This is a genomic window from Rhizobium sp. CBN3 (assembly GCF_030518245.1).
GTDB classification, from domain to species: Bacteria; Pseudomonadota; Alphaproteobacteria; order Rhizobiales; family Rhizobiaceae; genus Rhizobium; species Rhizobium aethiopicum_A.
The window spans coordinates 1-14,729 of the sequence record NZ_JAULSE010000032.1; the positions used below are offsets into that span (position 1 = coordinate 1).

Annotated in this window: 14 protein-coding genes and 3 pseudogenes; 5 read left to right on the top strand and 12 right to left on the bottom strand. The window is 58.6% G+C overall.

All coding sequences use genetic code 11. The features are described from left to right. Window positions 1–197: phasin family protein (locus tag QWJ46_RS28130; protein ID WP_275245423.1), on the top strand; the 197-nt coding region annotated here is incomplete at its 5' end. Window positions 198–460: 263 nt separating this feature from the next. Further along, entirely contained in the window at window positions 461–760 is a 300-nt protein-coding gene (locus QWJ46_RS28135; RefSeq protein WP_004680434.1) for a hypothetical protein, read from the top strand. A 341-nt stretch (window positions 761–1,101) separates the two neighbouring features. Here the strand turns inward: QWJ46_RS28135 and QWJ46_RS31340 are convergent, their stop codons facing one another. The 4 genes from QWJ46_RS31340 to QWJ46_RS28150 form a co-directional block, all read right to left on the bottom strand. Next, a complete protein-coding gene (locus QWJ46_RS31340; RefSeq protein WP_004680433.1) occupies window positions 1,102–1,236 on the bottom strand; it encodes a hypothetical protein in 135 nt (44 codons plus the stop codon). Then, window positions 1,193–1,345 (bottom strand): hypothetical protein, encoded by a 153-nt coding sequence (locus tag QWJ46_RS28140; RefSeq protein ID WP_312863359.1) that lies wholly within the window; start codon window positions 1,343–1,345, stop codon window positions 1,193–1,195. Before QWJ46_RS28140 ends, QWJ46_RS31340 begins: the two co-directional genes overlap by 44 nt. A gap of 42 nt (window positions 1,346–1,387) precedes the next feature. Further along, entirely contained in the window at window positions 1,388–1,693 is a 306-nt protein-coding gene (locus QWJ46_RS28145; RefSeq protein WP_004680432.1) for a hypothetical protein, read from the bottom strand. Window positions 1,694–2,218: 525 nt separating this feature from the next. Continuing rightward, window positions 2,219–3,190, bottom strand: coding sequence for a hypothetical protein (locus tag QWJ46_RS28150; RefSeq protein WP_004680431.1), 972 nt, complete (start codon window positions 3,188–3,190; stop codon window positions 2,219–2,221). Window positions 3,191–3,320: 130 nt separating this feature from the next. Here QWJ46_RS28150 and QWJ46_RS28155 point away from each other — a divergent pair, with 130 nt between their 5' ends. Further along, a complete protein-coding gene (locus tag QWJ46_RS28155; RefSeq protein WP_010068000.1) occupies window positions 3,321–3,449 on the top strand; it encodes a hypothetical protein in 129 nt (42 codons plus the stop codon). A 456-nt stretch (window positions 3,450–3,905) separates the two neighbouring features. On the opposite strand, the gene QWJ46_RS28160 is transcribed toward QWJ46_RS28155, so the two are convergent. Beyond that, window positions 3,906–5,933, bottom strand: coding sequence for a type VI secretion system Vgr family protein (locus tag QWJ46_RS28160; protein WP_004680430.1), 2,028 nt, complete (start codon window positions 5,931–5,933; stop codon window positions 3,906–3,908). Window positions 5,934–6,482: 549 nt separating this feature from the next. Here QWJ46_RS28160 and QWJ46_RS31345 point away from each other — a divergent pair. Then, window positions 6,483–6,620, top strand: a pseudogene (locus QWJ46_RS31345) (CoA ester lyase); the annotation flags it as partial. Window positions 6,621–6,725: 105 nt separating this feature from the next. Here QWJ46_RS31345 and tssG read toward each other — a convergent pair. From tssG to tssA, 7 genes and pseudogenes are all read right to left on the bottom strand, one after another. Next, a pseudogene (gene tssG / locus QWJ46_RS28165) lies at window positions 6,726–7,697 on the bottom strand (type VI secretion system baseplate subunit TssG); the annotation flags it as partial. After that, window positions 7,661–9,547, bottom strand: a complete 1,887-nt coding sequence (gene tssF, locus QWJ46_RS28170; RefSeq protein WP_004680428.1) for a type VI secretion system baseplate subunit TssF — start codon at window positions 9,545–9,547, stop codon at window positions 7,661–7,663. The gene tssF and the pseudogene tssG, both read right to left, overlap by 37 nt. After that, window positions 9,547–10,050: a type VI secretion system baseplate subunit TssE gene (gene tssE, locus QWJ46_RS28175; RefSeq protein ID WP_004680427.1), complete on the bottom strand. Its 504-nt coding sequence runs from the start codon at window positions 10,048–10,050 to the stop codon at window positions 9,547–9,549. Before tssE ends, tssF begins: the two co-directional genes overlap by 1 nt. Window positions 10,051–10,136: 86 nt before the next feature. Further along, entirely contained in the window at window positions 10,137–10,670 is a 534-nt protein-coding gene (locus QWJ46_RS28180) for a type VI secretion system tube protein Hcp (RefSeq protein ID WP_004680426.1), read from the bottom strand. Between the two features lie 115 nt (window positions 10,671–10,785). Then, the gene (tssC, locus tag QWJ46_RS28185) at window positions 10,786–12,273 is read right to left on the bottom strand and encodes a type VI secretion system contractile sheath large subunit (RefSeq protein WP_004680425.1); all 1,488 of its coding nucleotides are present in this window, start codon (window positions 12,271–12,273) and stop codon (window positions 10,786–10,788) included. Window positions 12,274–12,275: 2 nt separating this feature from the next. After that, a complete protein-coding gene (gene tssB / locus QWJ46_RS28190; protein WP_004680424.1) occupies window positions 12,276–12,830 on the bottom strand; it encodes a type VI secretion system contractile sheath small subunit in 555 nt (184 codons plus the stop codon). Between the two features lie 35 nt (window positions 12,831–12,865). Next, a complete protein-coding gene (tssA, locus tag QWJ46_RS28195; RefSeq protein ID WP_004680423.1) occupies window positions 12,866–13,858 on the bottom strand; it encodes a type VI secretion system protein TssA in 993 nt (330 codons plus the stop codon). 126 nt (window positions 13,859–13,984) lie between these two features. On the opposite strand from tssA, the pseudogene QWJ46_RS28200 reads away from it, so the two are divergent. Continuing rightward, window positions 13,985–14,375, top strand: a pseudogene (locus QWJ46_RS28200) (hypothetical protein); the annotation flags it as partial. Window positions 14,376–14,729 lie beyond the last annotated feature (354 nt).

Below are 14,729 nucleotides of genomic sequence, written 5' to 3' on the forward strand. Positions count from 1 at the left end.
ATTTGCAAGCTTTGCTGGGCGCGAATTCGCCGTCGCAGATCCTCGAACAGCAGTCGACCTTTTTCCGCAAGCGCGTTGAGACAAGTTTGCAGCACGCCAAGGAAGTCCGGGTGCTCTCAAGCAGGGCGGTGGAGGAAATCTCAAAGCCGGTCAAGGATGCTTTTGACAAGGTGCTGACGGACCTCAAGGCGACGTAAAAGCGGACTCGCACTTAAATCGCCTGGACTGATCGGGGGCGGCCTACCTTATTCATGGACGGAAAAGATGGTGACGGGGACCATCAGGTCGGGAGAGAGCTGGAAAGTGTGTCCTGCGATCTCGATAGCTCCAGCTAACAAGCTCCTGAAAACGGATCGCGGGCGGCCGGCGTGACATATTGGACGGTTTGAACTGGCGAAGAACCCACCATCTTGGTATCTAACCGCGTAGGCGGCAGGGGGCAGGGGGCAGGGAAGTGGTAATGGATTCACGCAGGGACATAGCCGAGCGGGTCATCGCGCGTTGGAAGGCGCGAGGAATCCGGATCGATGAAGACCCGGGTTTCATGGAACTGGTCGCTCTTTGGACGGCAGGGTCGATTGCGTCCGGTGAAATGCGCCGCCGGTATTCGGCGCTCCAGCGCGAGCGGTCGCTGTCCAGGTCAATGCCACTTGATGTGTATCCCTGCGACGAAGGGGCGGAGGTCGATCATCGATCGATTGCGATTCCAGACGACGAACCAGATGAACGGGGAGGTCTCGGACTGCCGGCGCAAGGGTGACTCTTACAAAGGGCTCATCACGCACCATTTCCTGGCGAGCGCGAACTTCACGAAACAGCGGGTCGACAAGCGCTGCGTCGCGTTGTGCATATTCTCGGGAAGAGTCCGAAAAATCCTTGCCACGAGCCGCAATGGCTGGCGGCTCAGCAAGGTAGAAGGTGAGGAGCGGCCGGCGGTACTGAGTCGACATCTTTATCAACTGTGGGCGTGTCGGCTCAGGGCATCTTCAAGCATGGCAAGGCGGTCGCTGCCCGCTATACAGGGTGCATCGCTAATGCCGAGCTTGTCGGCACATCTTCAACGCTGAGTCCCTCAGTCTCGTGCGCCCAGCGTCCGACAAGTTATTGTCTTCCATGGGAGTCCGGCTTGCGCAAATTGCCCCCGATGAAGGTTGGTCCGCCCGGGTCTTCCGCATGGAAAACGCGCGTTGCCTCAAAAACGCCGGTGCGCCATGCATAGGTCGTATCGTCGATCATGCGGCAAGACCTCCTGGTTTGTCGGACGACCGTACCATTTGGTGACGATGCGGGCTACTTTGGCGACGAGCGCGGTACTCATGCGAAGGTTCGAGTGTGCATCGAACATCTCCGGCGCCAAATAGCATCGAGACCTCGTTTGGGCGAAAGGTTATTCCTTTGCTGCAAAGCCTAGCTCAACGCGGCTGACATCTAAGATCGCCCGAAGGACGTCGATGCCGAATTTGAGGCTTTCCACCTCGACATCCAGCGAGATGCCCTCGGTGACTGTGCCTTTTGCGTTAGCGATTACCACCTCCTCCAGGTCTTCGAACCACTGAGGACTGTTCCCTTTGTGAAGCTTCGATAGTTCCGCAATCGCGACACTAAATGCCGATTGGACCGCGATTAGAGCGGCGCCGAGCTTTCGTTCGTCTACACCCGAGATGCAAACAATGGGGCTGTTTTTCTCATCCATGGGCTGTTCCTCTGCTGGCTCGCCACGAAACCCTATTTCAACTAATAGGCGACAGAGTCGTCGATCGCCGACGAATGCAAATAGGCCCGTAGGCTGGAGTCTCGGGTAGTTAGATCAACGAATACGCGATGCTGGGGGTGGACCATGTGGAAATGGTGGATGCGCTTGAGGCCTGTTGAAATCTGGGTCCAGCTTCCGAACGTTCCAACCGGCGGCAATGCCTCTAGGCCGTAAGCGTCGCACCTCCTGGTACGCGATAGCGGGTAATCCTTTGTACGAACTGGCTCGCATGCAAGGTCGCCCGAAGGACACAAGTGCCGAGCCTGGGCTTTCCGGCCATAGTCTTCAGTGAGACGTCTGTTGCTTCCACAACTCAACACATTCCGGCGAGCGGCATAAACCTGCAAACTCATTGTTTTTGATCCGCACGCGTCATACCTGGCCTGCACCCCACCGCCATGGCTTCGGCAAAAGGCCTTTTACTCAAAACGCAGGGACCTAGTTTGGCCCGTTTGTCAGGCAGCATCACAAAAAGATCTGCGGAAGGCTCGTCCCGCTTTGCGCGCTCAGGTGCGCCCGCAGTCGATCTGGCAGCGGATTGTTATTCAGGTACACTTTGCAATGAGGCGGAAGCTGCGACAGAATGTACGGCAGTGCAGTTCGCCCGTCGCCAAGTCCTCTCAGGTTGTTTCCACGAACGCTAAGCTCCTCCAGCCCCCTCGGCAGGTTAGGGGGCAGGTGGGTCAGTTCATTACTGTCGGTGCTGAGCCACTTTAGGGTGGCCGGGAGGTCCTCGGGTAGGCTAGTCAGTTCATTGTGAGGGACTTCGAGCCTCGTGAGCTTTGCAGGAAGGCGCTCGGGCAGGCGAATTATATTATTGAGTTCGGCGCGGAGATCCGTCAATTCGAGGGGGAGATTCTCCGGCAGGTGCGCGATTTCGTTGCGGGTGACATGAAGCTCCCTGAGCTCAGGCGGCAGGTTATCGGGCAAACTGGTCAGCCGGTTGTGGTTGACGTAGAGATACTTTAGTCCGGAAGGAAGCTCGTTCGGCAATCTGGTCAGCCGGTTGCCGTCGACGTAGAGCGTCTCGAGCATGTCCGGAAGAACCTCAGGCAGCGTGGTCAGCTGGTTGTCGCAGGCAGAGAGCTTTCGCAGACCGGGCGGGAGGTTGTTGGGCAGCCTGCCCAACCGGTTGTCATTGGCGTTGAGCCGCTGGAGGCCGGCCGGTAAGGTGGGGGGCAGTGCCGTTAGGGACAGCGATGTTAAGTTCAGGGGGGCACGAAAATTGCGGGTTTCCGTCCAGGCCTCGATCCGTGCCATTGCCTCGTGCCGGTCCTCGTCCTGCTCCTGCTGCCCGTCTTCCGCCCAGGCCAGTAAAATTTCTTTCAGTGCCGCTTCGCCGGACGAGGAGCCAGTCAAGCCTTCAACCCAGTTAAAGGTGTCTTCACCGCCTTGTTCGGAACTATTGCCAACACCCCCCTGCCTTCTGCCGTACATTGCGTCGTTCCTTAGGTCATTGCGTCACTGCTGATGTTACTTCCGTCGCGACCTTTCCTTCCAATACCAAATTCGTATCCCGTTATGCTTCGGGGGCATGGCCAGCGTCCTCCCTCGAGCTGGACAGCGCATGATTTTTATCGCGACGTTGAACAATCCCACCATTGACATGCTGCGCAAACTCGGCCTGACAGGCATGGCCAGCGCCTATCAGGAACTCGAAACGCAAATAGAAGCGAGACACCTTCGAGCATGGTGAAAGGCTTCGACTGCTGCTCGAGGCGGCCACGCTCCGCCAGAAGCGCTTCGAGGCGAGAGCCCGCCCTGCAAAGCAGCGCTGTAACGCCCAGATCGAGAACGCTGATTTTTGCGCCGCCCGCGCCCTGATCGCAATTTCGTGACGCCGAGTGATAAAGGTATTTCATCCACCAGTTCCAGCTTGGTGGAGACCTAAACCAGACGCATTTGGAGCCGCTTGCGGCCGATTTCGCGTGGCAACTCCATCTAACTGAGGCGCAAGTTCCCGGAACAAACGCTCACGCGCGATAACCTTTCCTCATTTTCGGGCAATCTCGCAGTGTCACGTTGATTTGGTAGGTCAGCTTACGACGCCGAAGCCGTTACGCTTTTTCTCTACGCCTGCAGGGCCCTGCCGACTTAAAGGCAACGACTTCCGGACAGCCGAGGCCCAGAACCAGTTCACCTTGACATCGTGTCACTCGGGCGTAACAGGCGGCAGCCCGAGTGTCGCAATAAGCTTCATTATCGACGGCGTGGGTGGACCCGGTGTCGGCGGCGGCATGGAGACGATGGACCCGAGCCGCGGAGGCGTTGCCATAACGCCAATCATCGTGCCGATAATGGCGATCCCATCGCCGCTGATTTCGATGGCCTGCGGGCCGGTTCTGCCCGATACTACAAGGCGGATCTTGTCGGGTGTTACCTCGACGCGGCTACCTAAGGCCGCTGCGGCAGGGGAGTCGGGCGCGGCGCCGCCCGAGGTCAGGAGGAAGTGTCTCTTGACGTCGATGCTGTAGATATTCCCGACCTCGACGGTATGATTCTTCTGGGCCTTCAAATAGACCTCCTCACGGCCCTGCTTGTCCTCAAAGCGCAGTTCATTGTAGGCATTAGCGGCGCCGCCATCGGTATGCGTCCGGAAGGTCGACCGCGTTTTGTCGGTCGGCAGGGTTTCAGGCGGCAGATTTGAGCCATTGTATACGACGCCGGTCACCAGGGGCGTGTCGGGATTGCCGTGGATGAAATCAACCACGACCTCATGGCCGATCCGTGGGACGACCAGGTTGCCAAAACCCTTACCAGCGAAGTTCTGGGCCACCCGAATCCAGCAGGAGCTGTTCTCGTTCTTTCCGCCTTCTCGGTCCCAGAAGAACTGAACCTTCACACGGCCGTACTTATCCGTCGCGATCGACTCGCCCTCGGGGCCCACGACGACGGCCGTCTGCGGTCCGTGAATCAACCGCGCCGGTGTGCGGCGCCTCGGTCGGTACTGGGTGGTCGCGGGGATAATCTCTACGTTGCTGTGATAGAGGAACCGCTCGCCCTTCCCCCCCACGGTGTCCGCAGTGAGATCGTCCCCCACCTCACCGATGACAGTGAAGTCCTGTCCGACTGCCAGAAAGCGATCGGTGGGTTTCGGGCGGGAACCGACCTGGCCGTAGTAGAAGGGATTTGCCGCCTTGAATAATGACCCGGTCGTTATCTGGCGCGCAGTGCTTTCGATCCGCGCGCGATAAGCGTTGCAGGCGAGTTCCTCGGCACGGATGGTGGCGTAGAAATCGCCATCGCTTTTTTTTGTATACTGGCCTGGATACTCGAAGACCTCCCGCATTGCCGTGCAGCCGCTGCTTGCCGACGAGGTCTCGCCCGTTCTGACCGCCACGCTCTCCCGCGGTCGGGTGATGGCGCTTCCCGTGAGCTTGCATGGCGGAATGCCGCCTGTCCTCACGGGAGGAACACGCGCGACAGACGTCAGTTCTGCCATCGGCTTCTCATGGTCATAGTCCCTGAGAACGACCTTATTCGGCTGTAGCGATACGACCTCGTCCCAATGCAGGATGACATCTTCTTGGTAAAGACTTCGGGCAGGCCTGAGATTGTGGTGGGTCTCTACGATCTCAGGCGTGCAGGCCATGTGACTCGCGGCGTTGTCGACCAGCACCAGGTCATGTTGGTCCTCAGCATGTTCAAAATAGTAGTAGATGCCGTCCTGCTCCATGAGGCGGCTGACGAAGGCCAGATCCGTTTCATCGTACTGGACGCAATATGGGCGCTGTGGGAACCGTCGGGCGGTCTGATTCTTGAAATTGCCTTTATGTTCTCGAAAAATCGTGGTGATGATCTCGATGCTCGTCTTGTTCTGAAAGACCCGACTGTTAGAGCGATGCTCGAGCAATGAAATCCACGGCCGCACCTGCGCCACGTAGTTGAGGTGCTCGGTATCGTCGAGGCCGAGATATTGGAAGCGCGTAACAACACCGTTGAAGAAGCGCGTTTGCGAGTCCTTGAGCTTAAGGCCGATTGTCAGGTTTTGACCGGGGATCGTAGCAAAGTTCTGAACTGGATTGCGGCTGGCGAGCTTCACCTCGTAGAGGAAAGGTTCCCCCAGCCGCTCGGTGCCACTGAGCCGCCGGAGAGAGATTTCATTCAACTCGGACGCGGCCGAAGTGACCGCAACAAAACGATTGTGCCTTAAGAGACTCTCGATTCTTGACTCGACCATGGTGGTGTGTGTTCCGCAGATTTGATGAGAAGGCGCGGTTGCGCCCGATGGCGTGAGTAGGATGCTGCCGAAGCCATCGGCGAAGATGCCGAAAAGCGTTTATTTCGTGCATCGAAATCGCCGACCGTTGCTCAGCCAAGATGTCTTGCTGGCCCGCATCGTCAGAGCCAAGCGGGGGAGGGCGGGGTGAAGAAAGCGTGTGGGTCTCTTGGAACTCACCCACGCTAAGTCCCACCCAAATCTCGCCATGCGGCCTTGTAACATCGATGAGTTGGCGGATTCCGGCGGTGCTAGCGACGACGTGTCTCCTGGAAGATTCAACCAGGCCCAGGGCGCAGCGCCCGAGCGGACAACCACGGTGGTCGAGTTTCGCCGCGATCGTCGGCTCGATAGGCCTCTCCGCTGCTGAAGCCTCAAGGGCGTCAAAATGGCGATAACGTTCCAAAGAGGCGTCACGGCGAATTTTGCAAAGGGCCTTGGCGGTCCCATTGCAGTTTGCGTTGAGCTTACTGAAGAGAGTCGAGCTTCCGATGCTTGTCATAACGGGCCTTCCAAGCCGCCGCCCGCCGTGCCGCCGCACTTGGTATCGAGGTTACGTGGGCCATTCACCCGTTCCAGATCGATCTCGCCAAGGAGATCTTCTCCCCGCCCGAAAAGAAGGTCGAGCGGGCCCGCCGCATCATGGATGTCCGTTTCAGGAGAGTGCCATGCGGCAGCCGGTGGGCCCCGGTCAGTCGGGGTAGTTGTCAAGTCATCGGCGTGCTGGCGCGTTTTCCTCTTGCCCATCCAACTGGACCATCCGAGTCTGCCGCAGCGACCCAACTGCACTTCCGGGACCTGCTCCTGACGGAGAACGAGGTTAATCTCCCAGTCAAGTTCATCTCCAAGGTAGTTGCAGATGATCTCCGCTATCGACTTAAGGCCGGGAGCTGCGGGCAGAAGCGATTCGTAATGAGCCAGGCTGAGGGGACCCACAATGAGTCGGAACCGATGGTGCCACACTCTGACCCTCGCACCTGCAATAGCGTTGCTGTTCAGCGTGCCCGTGGCCGGGTCGTGGCCCAGGAGGCAGAGCGATATGCGGGGCAGATCCACCCACTTTGGGACAAATTCACGGATATCAACCGGCGCCTCGACGAAGCTGGCGAGGATGGCAGCGAGCCCCTCGGCGTTGCGGGTGTGTGAGGCGAGACGGCCGGTGAAGTGGAGTTTGGCCAGATCAGGCATAGCATCCCGCGCGCGCAGGGAGGTCATCCCGAAGCCGGCTAGCGCGCCGAGCTGAAGGGCAAATCGATCTTCTTGTGGCCTGTCATAGCTCACGGTCGGTTCGCCCTCCGCCCATGCGCGGAAGAAGAACGAGGCCATTCGATGATGAAAGGTATCAGCAAATCGGATCAGCGTCTCATCCGCGGCGTTGTGCTGCCGGAGAAGGGCGTACTCCGTCAGATGCAATGGGAGGGGACCGTGGGGTCCAAACAAGCCGAAGGCGTAGGTGGAGATTACGGGGTCGTTCTCCTCGTGCGCAGTCACGCCCGCGATCGATCGAGTCGGAAATGCAAGGGAGGGCTGCTGGGCGATCCGCACGCGATCCAGGCTGGGACCGCTCGATTCTCCCAGCCGAGGCCGATCTGAGCAGATTGCATCGATCCGCCGCAGAGCCTGGAAGAAGTCGCAGGCATGCGGTTCGGCCCTGAGCGAGCTTAGGAAGTCGCCGAGTGCCCCCGAAATCAAAGGATCGCCCGGCGGCCGGCCATCGTCGGCCATCGCATTACCTCCCCGCGCTGTAGCGTCGAGACGACCATCTCGGTGAAGCTGTTGATGGATACGTATTTCGCGAAGAACTGGTTGAGCACGGAGGCGAGCGGAAAGATGCCAACGCCTTCGAAGGCCGCTTCGTCCAGGATGATACCAACCTCAATCCCACGTGCTACGGCGGCTTGTCCACCGCTGGACAATCGCCTGACCGCAGGCCTGGACCGAATCTCCCGGATCCCGTCGATCTGCCGTGAGGCGAAGGCATTGACTGGATCGACGTAGAGGCGGAGGAGTTCACGTAGCGCTTCTGCGCCCCGGTGGTCGTTCCTATCGGAATTGCTGATCGAGAGGTAGTTCAGTGAAAGATGGCTAATTAATCGCCAAGTGATATCGCCATTGGCGAAGGAGTGGCGCGGTCGGCTCGGGGGCGATACGCACCGGGTGGCGGTAACTGGAGCGCCGATTTCCAGGGTGAAGTCTGTCACGTCCCGGCCGATCGGCAGCAGCAGCGCCAGATCCCGGTTCGAGCACAGGCAGTTTACAGACAAATGCCGGAGTTCCGCCGAATAGGGAGCCGCCTGGCGATCAACTAGAGAAACGAACGTTTCGCTGCCGATGTAGCCAGTCCGCGCGCCATTTAGACGCTGGTGCTCCGACATGAGGCGCTGCTCCCGGCGGATCGCGTAGTATCTGGAATGCTGCTCCTCCTGACCGTGCGCGCTGATGCTATAGAACGGGTAGAACCTCACGGGAGCCGCTTCGTTTTTCGCCCCGTCTCCGCTCATCTCGAGGATCGAGTGGACCTCAAAGTCGAGCGGCCTCATCCTGTCAACAATCACATGATGCTCGGTGTTCTTGTCGCTCACGTGGACGAGATCTGCCTGGCGTTCGAAGAGATTAATCGCGGGCGTTGCGAAGAGAACGATATTTTGGGGCCCGAGCTGTCGTTCCAGCCGTGGCTCGACACGTCTGAGTGCGAAGACGATCTCAAGGGTCTCGGCAGTTGACAGGGCTACTGCGTCTGCCAGCCCGCTAACCTCGACGAACAACGTCCGCTCCGCGAGGGCGAAATACTCCTGTAGGAGACGGTACCCGTCGAAAGAGCGTGGCACCTCGGGCAGGAGAGCACAGCTCGGCTCCAAACCGCGTTGCTGCAGCGCATGAACCGGAATCTTTTCCTGCCAAGGGATAGGCCGGCCGACCGGACGGGCTATGATATTGCATGCGTCACCGAGAAGCTGTTCGGCGAGTGCGGCGCCGATGCCACCGGGGCCTGTTAGGTGCAGTGTGAGAGCCTCTAGTCCGAGTTTATTGAACGGCATGCCATTGGTGGTACGAAGGCGTAGTCGCAAAGCAGCCTTCGCATCTTGCCGGGCCGGAAGATCCAGTGCGGCGATCTGCCCCGGCGTCGAAAAATAATCGGCAGCGCTCACCACAATTGGCCAGAGATGCACATCATGGGCCGTGCGGAACTCGCAATGTGTGACGGCGCCCGGAGCAAGACGGCCCAAAAGCTTGGTTCCCCGCGGCACGAGGTATCCATTTTCAAGTCGTCCGGCATCCTGGTCGGGCTCGAAACGGACGATCGTCATCGAGGGGAGCGGCGGTAGAAAATGCGGATAGACCATCTCCAGGAGGTGCTGGGTGAATTCCGGAAAGCGAGACTGAAGCTTCAATTGCACCCGCGCCGCCATGAAAGCGAAGCCTTCCAGAAGCCGCTCGACGTAGGGGTCGGCGACCTCCGCTGATTCCATCCCGAGCCGGGCGGCGACCTTCGGGAATGCACGGGCGAACTCGGCCCCCATCTCGCGCATATAAGCAAGTTCGTCGTTGTACAGTCGCAGGAGCCGGGGATCCATCAGCTTATCTCTGTACCGAGATGAACGCGGGCGGATTCGAGCTCGGAATCTACCTCCGTACGCATCACCATTCGCACCGGCAATGGCTGCGCCCACAGATCGGCTTCGATCCTAAAGCGAAAAGTGCCGCAACCCTGACCATCGTCCAGGACCGTGACCTTCAGGGTGTCCGGTAAGAGACGCGGCTCAAAGCGCTGAAGGCTCTCGATTATCGCTTCGCGCAATGCGCTCTTATCCATGCCTTCGCGAATTTGTCCGCTGAGAGGCCAGGCACCATAATTAAGTGCACTGGCCGCTACGTGAGGGTACGCTTGTAGATCTACGGTTGCACCCAATTGATTGGTGTTCAACAACCAGGAAACATCGCGTAGAATCACCTCTTCCAGTTGGCGAACAGAGAAGCTGCGCTTGTCCTGCGCTTCACACGAGCTGCGCGGCTCATCGTCCGTAAGCCGGTCCAGGAGGGATGGTTGCACGAGATCCCGCTTAACATCTCTGCCCATGTTACAATCTCCAGGTGCAATGGCGACGAGTCGATCTGTCGTTTTCGCGCGCAGCCCCGAATATTCCCGGGTTGCCGATGGCCCCATCAGCCGACGAGCCTATTGAAGTCGGTGCTGTTCGCGATTTGGTTCCAGATGCCCTCGCCAGCTTTGGTAAGAGCGCCTTTTTCATCCTGCCTGTAATAAATGACCTTGCAGGCGCCGAACCGGAATGTGATCGTCTCCTCGGGGGCCTCTTCCGCATAGGACCACTCGACCTTCTCGACTACCAGCATGTTGAAACTCCAGTGCAAGAACAGGTTCGATTCTGATGTAGCTTGTCCGCTCCCCGTCGCTTTGAAAAGTTTCAGTTCGACGCTATTGAAGTGGGCGCCGCGACCACAGGCAACGTACAGAGAGGGCGATGACGTATCCACCTGCTTCTTGATAGTGAAGACCTCGAATTCGGCCTTGCCCGCGCCCGCCCCGGCGGTATGAGGCCCAATGTTCAGCTTGTTTTCGAGTGAAAAGCTCCATTCGTCCGCTAGGGTGATACCGTCCTTTAGAATGATAGATTCGCCCTTGGGCAAAATGCCGTCCTTGGACGCTTGCGTGAATTTTATAACCGCGTCGAACGCCATGATGGACTTTCCTTTTCTCGTTGATCTGATTGGGCCTGGATTGCATCGGCCAGCCCGGGGCAGCTATTCCGGAGTTTTGGCGCCGAGAACGGAGCACAATCATCTGCGGGTTTTCTCAGTCCTTGCGGGCGGATGGCAGGCGCGAGACAAGTCTCAAAGAGATGGTTAGGCCTTCGAGCTGGTAGTGTGGCCGCATGTAAAATCTCGCAACGTAATATCCGGGATTATCTTCGACCTCTTCCACCTTGACCTCGGCTGAGGAGAGCGGCTGCTGTGCCTTACTCTCTTCGCTCCCAAGCTCGGGCGAGGGGTGGACATAGCCCTGAATCCATTGGTTGAGCCACTCCTCGACCTCGTGGCGCTCCTTGAACGTGCCAATCTTGTCCCGGACCATACACTTCAAATAATGTGCGAAGCGGCAGGTTGCGAAGATGTAGGGTAGCCGGGCACTGAGTTCGGCGTTCGCTGACGCGTCGGGGTCTTCGTATTTGACCGGCTTGTTAATAGTTTGAGCGCCAATAAATACGCCGAGGTCCGTGTTTTTGCGGTGCAACAGCGGTAGAAGACCGTTTTTGGACAGTTCGGCCTCACGGCGGTCGCTGATCGCGATCTCAGTGGGGCATTTTAGGTCGACGCCACCGTCGTCGCTGCGGAAGGTATGTACCGGCAGACCCTCGACCAGGCCGCCGGATTCGACGCCACGAATTCTGGAGAGCCAGCCATAGAGCTTGAACGAGCGCGTGATATTTACGCCCATGGCGTAGGCTGCGTTCGTCCAAAGGTATTTCTCGCTGTCGCCGCCGTCTGTGTCCTCCTCGAAGGCGAATTCATCGACCGGGTTGGTTTTGGCCCCGTAGGGCAGCCGGCCAAGGGTGCGTGGTAAGGTCAGGGCCACGTACCGAGAGTTCTCGCTCTCGCGGAACGCCCGCCAAGGGGCATGTTCGGGCGTGAGGAAGATTTTTGTGATGTCACGCGGGTTCGCAAGCTCACGCCAAGAATCCATCTGCAGCAGATGTGGTGAGACGGCAGATATAAGCGGTGAGTGGCTCGCCGCCGCGATCTGCGCCAGTCCCGAAAGCAACTCTACGTCCGGTGGGGTATGGTCGAAATAGTAGTCGGCAATCAGGCAGCCATAGGGTTCACCGCCGATTTGGCCGTATTCGTCTTCGTAAATTTTTTTGAATAGCGGACTCTGATCCCAGGTGACACCCTTATATTTCCGCAGAGTTCGGGACATCTCCACCTTTGAAACTGGGAGAACGCGAATCTTCAACGTTTCATCGGTTTCGGTGTTGATGGCAAGGTGATGCAAGCCCCGCCAAGCTGATTCCACGCGCTGGAAATTTTCGTGATGGAGGATCTCGTTGAGTTGTGCAGAAAGCTTCTGGTCGATCGAAGCAATCATTGCTTGGATAGTCGTGACGACATCGTCGCTGATTAGCGACGTGTTTTGAAGTGCCTGCTCGGCCAGTGTTCGGACGGCACTCTCCACCAAGTCACGGGAGTGGTCCGAGCGGATCTTGAACTCGAATCGAAGCATGCGGGTGAAATCGCCGAGATCAACGGTGGCGACCTGTACATCTGTGGCATCTGCAGGCATCATGATCAGTTCTCCTCTGTGTCTGGGGATGCCAATGGCGGAGCGGCAACCACTGCATCAGGCTTCTCAGTCTCGATGCCATTGCCGAGGGCGCTTAGCAGTGCCGAATCCGCGAGGAAGTGGGTGAGCAACTCTTCGGCACCGTTCTTCCCGTCCATATAGGCCAGCAGATTGGAGAGCTCCGTTCGCGCCTCGAGCAGCCTGCTAAGGCTGTCGACCTTGCGCGCCACGGCCGCCGGCGAGAAATCTTCGAGCCGCTCGAACGTCAAGTCGACAGCGAGTTGGCCTTCTCCGGTCAATAGGTTCGGCACCCGCATCACCACCCTGGGCCTCAGCGATCTGAGCCGATCATCGAAATTGTCGATATCGATCTCCATCATCTTGCGCTCCGCGACAGGGGCAAGCGGCTCGGCAGCATTGCCGGCGAGGTCGGACATCACGCCGACCACGAAGGGAAGCTGAACCTTCTTCTGAGAGCCATAGGTCTCGACGTCGTATTCGATCTGTACGCGAGGCGGACGAACCCGCGCGATGAACTTTTGACTACTCGCCTTTGTCATGTGTTCCACTCTCCTGATAGGGAAGATTGCGCACGTCACGTGCCCTCGCCGACCGCCAGACCGGCAATCGAACGGTATTGGGCAACCCCTTCTGGCGCCAACTCTTTGATAAGAGCCATGAAGTCCTTCGAGACAAGTCGCTGCGCGCGCTCCAGGAGGGCTGGCAGCGGGCTCGCGGGCTCATTCACCTGGTACCAGTGGCAAATGCGGCCAAGAATTTCGACAACGTCATCGCGGTTGCGGATCACTTCGGGGTAAGAGGCCTTGCTAGAGTCTGGCAATGGAGATGCCGGGGCTGCAGGCTGGGCCCTTTTCCGATGGGCGTCGACCAGATCCTTGGCCTGGGTGAGTAGCACTATCAGAGGGTCGAATCGAACGGCCTCGTCACTCGCGACGTGCTGCCGAACACTCGCGTCTAGATGGGTGGCGGCTGCCAGGCTGGCGTGGAGACCAGTGCTGATCTGCTCGAGCTGCAGTGGATCGGTGTCGATGAAGGCGTGCTCGATGGTCGAACGATCAATTTCCGTAGATTGGGACCGTAGCGCACCAGCCCAATCGCGGAGCGTAAAAGTCCCGAATTGCCTGGAGGAGGTGAGTGGGACTTGGCGTATTTCTGCCAAGAGCCCGGAGAGATCGCAGAGGCTCGCTAGAGCGTTGAGGCGAACGGTCTGATCTTCGTCATCTTCTGGATCCGGTCGCGGATGTAGCTCTGACCAGTAGAGCTCGACATAGGCCGCGAGCAGCTCAAGCCCCCGACTTAGACCAGAGAAGCCGAACTGACTGAGGGCGGATCGTGTGAGCAAGATGCCGACTCTTAGATCCTTAGTGCGGGCAGAAAGGTCGAGGCCAAGCCGCCACACCTCTGTCCAATCGGGAGCCTCCTCGGTGGCGATGGAGTCGCCTATCTGCTGGTGCGGCTTGCCATGCGACGCTATCTCCAGCTCCAGGAAGCTCAAATCGTAATCGAGAGCATCCCCGCATGCGTTGCCGTCGCTGATCGGTTTTAATAGATGATCTGCATCGAGCATGACCCAAATCCCAGTTTTCCCGACATAAAAGATCGTCGCGCCTCTGTTTCTCAATGTTTAGCAATGAGCAGACGCGATTGCTCATGCACAATCGACATTCGTATATGTCGTGAATGCTTGGGGCGTGAATGCCGCCGCTTCGGATCTTGACGCAGCTATGTGCTGCTCAGGCGCGAGGGACACCTTGTGAACAACAAGAAGCTCTTCCGGGTCCATCGGGAGGAGAAGCTCACGATGCGCAAGCGCCGTGGCCGGAAACGAGCGAAAGGCAAGCGTTGGTGTTGATCCCGCTGGCTGCCAATGATCGTTGGCGCGGGTTCAGGCTTCTGATGGTCGTGAGGAAAGCCGGACTCTCGTCGCCGATACTTCGCTCTCCGGCCTGCGGTCGCCTGTGGACTGGATCGGGTTGTTGAGGAGCGTGGCAAGCCAAGCACTCTGGCCTCGGCTAACTAACCCTGCAGAGTTCGCCCAGATCGGCAACCCGCGACGTGATGCAGTGCTACGCATTCGGAATGGTCTCCGCACCTAAACCCGCCGATGCCGCCGCAGATGCGCAACCCACCGCTGGAGCGAACCCCAAACTGGATAAACTTGACGGTACAAGCTCAGCCAGATTGAATTGACATCGTCGGGCAGTCGTTGCAAAGGGCAACCTGCGGAGTACCGTTGCAAACGTGAGCCTGAAGGCCTCCAACTACGAAGTCTTCGCGCGGCCGCCTCCGCGCCAGTTGCTGCATAAGGTGGATGGCGTCCTCGGCGATCGCTCTTGGGGGTGTCGGCGCGCGGACCCTCATCGAACGAGCAGCCAGCCGGCGGGTCCATCGCGCGTGCAGCGACCCGGCGTCAGTGGTAGAACGGCTCGAGCACTTCA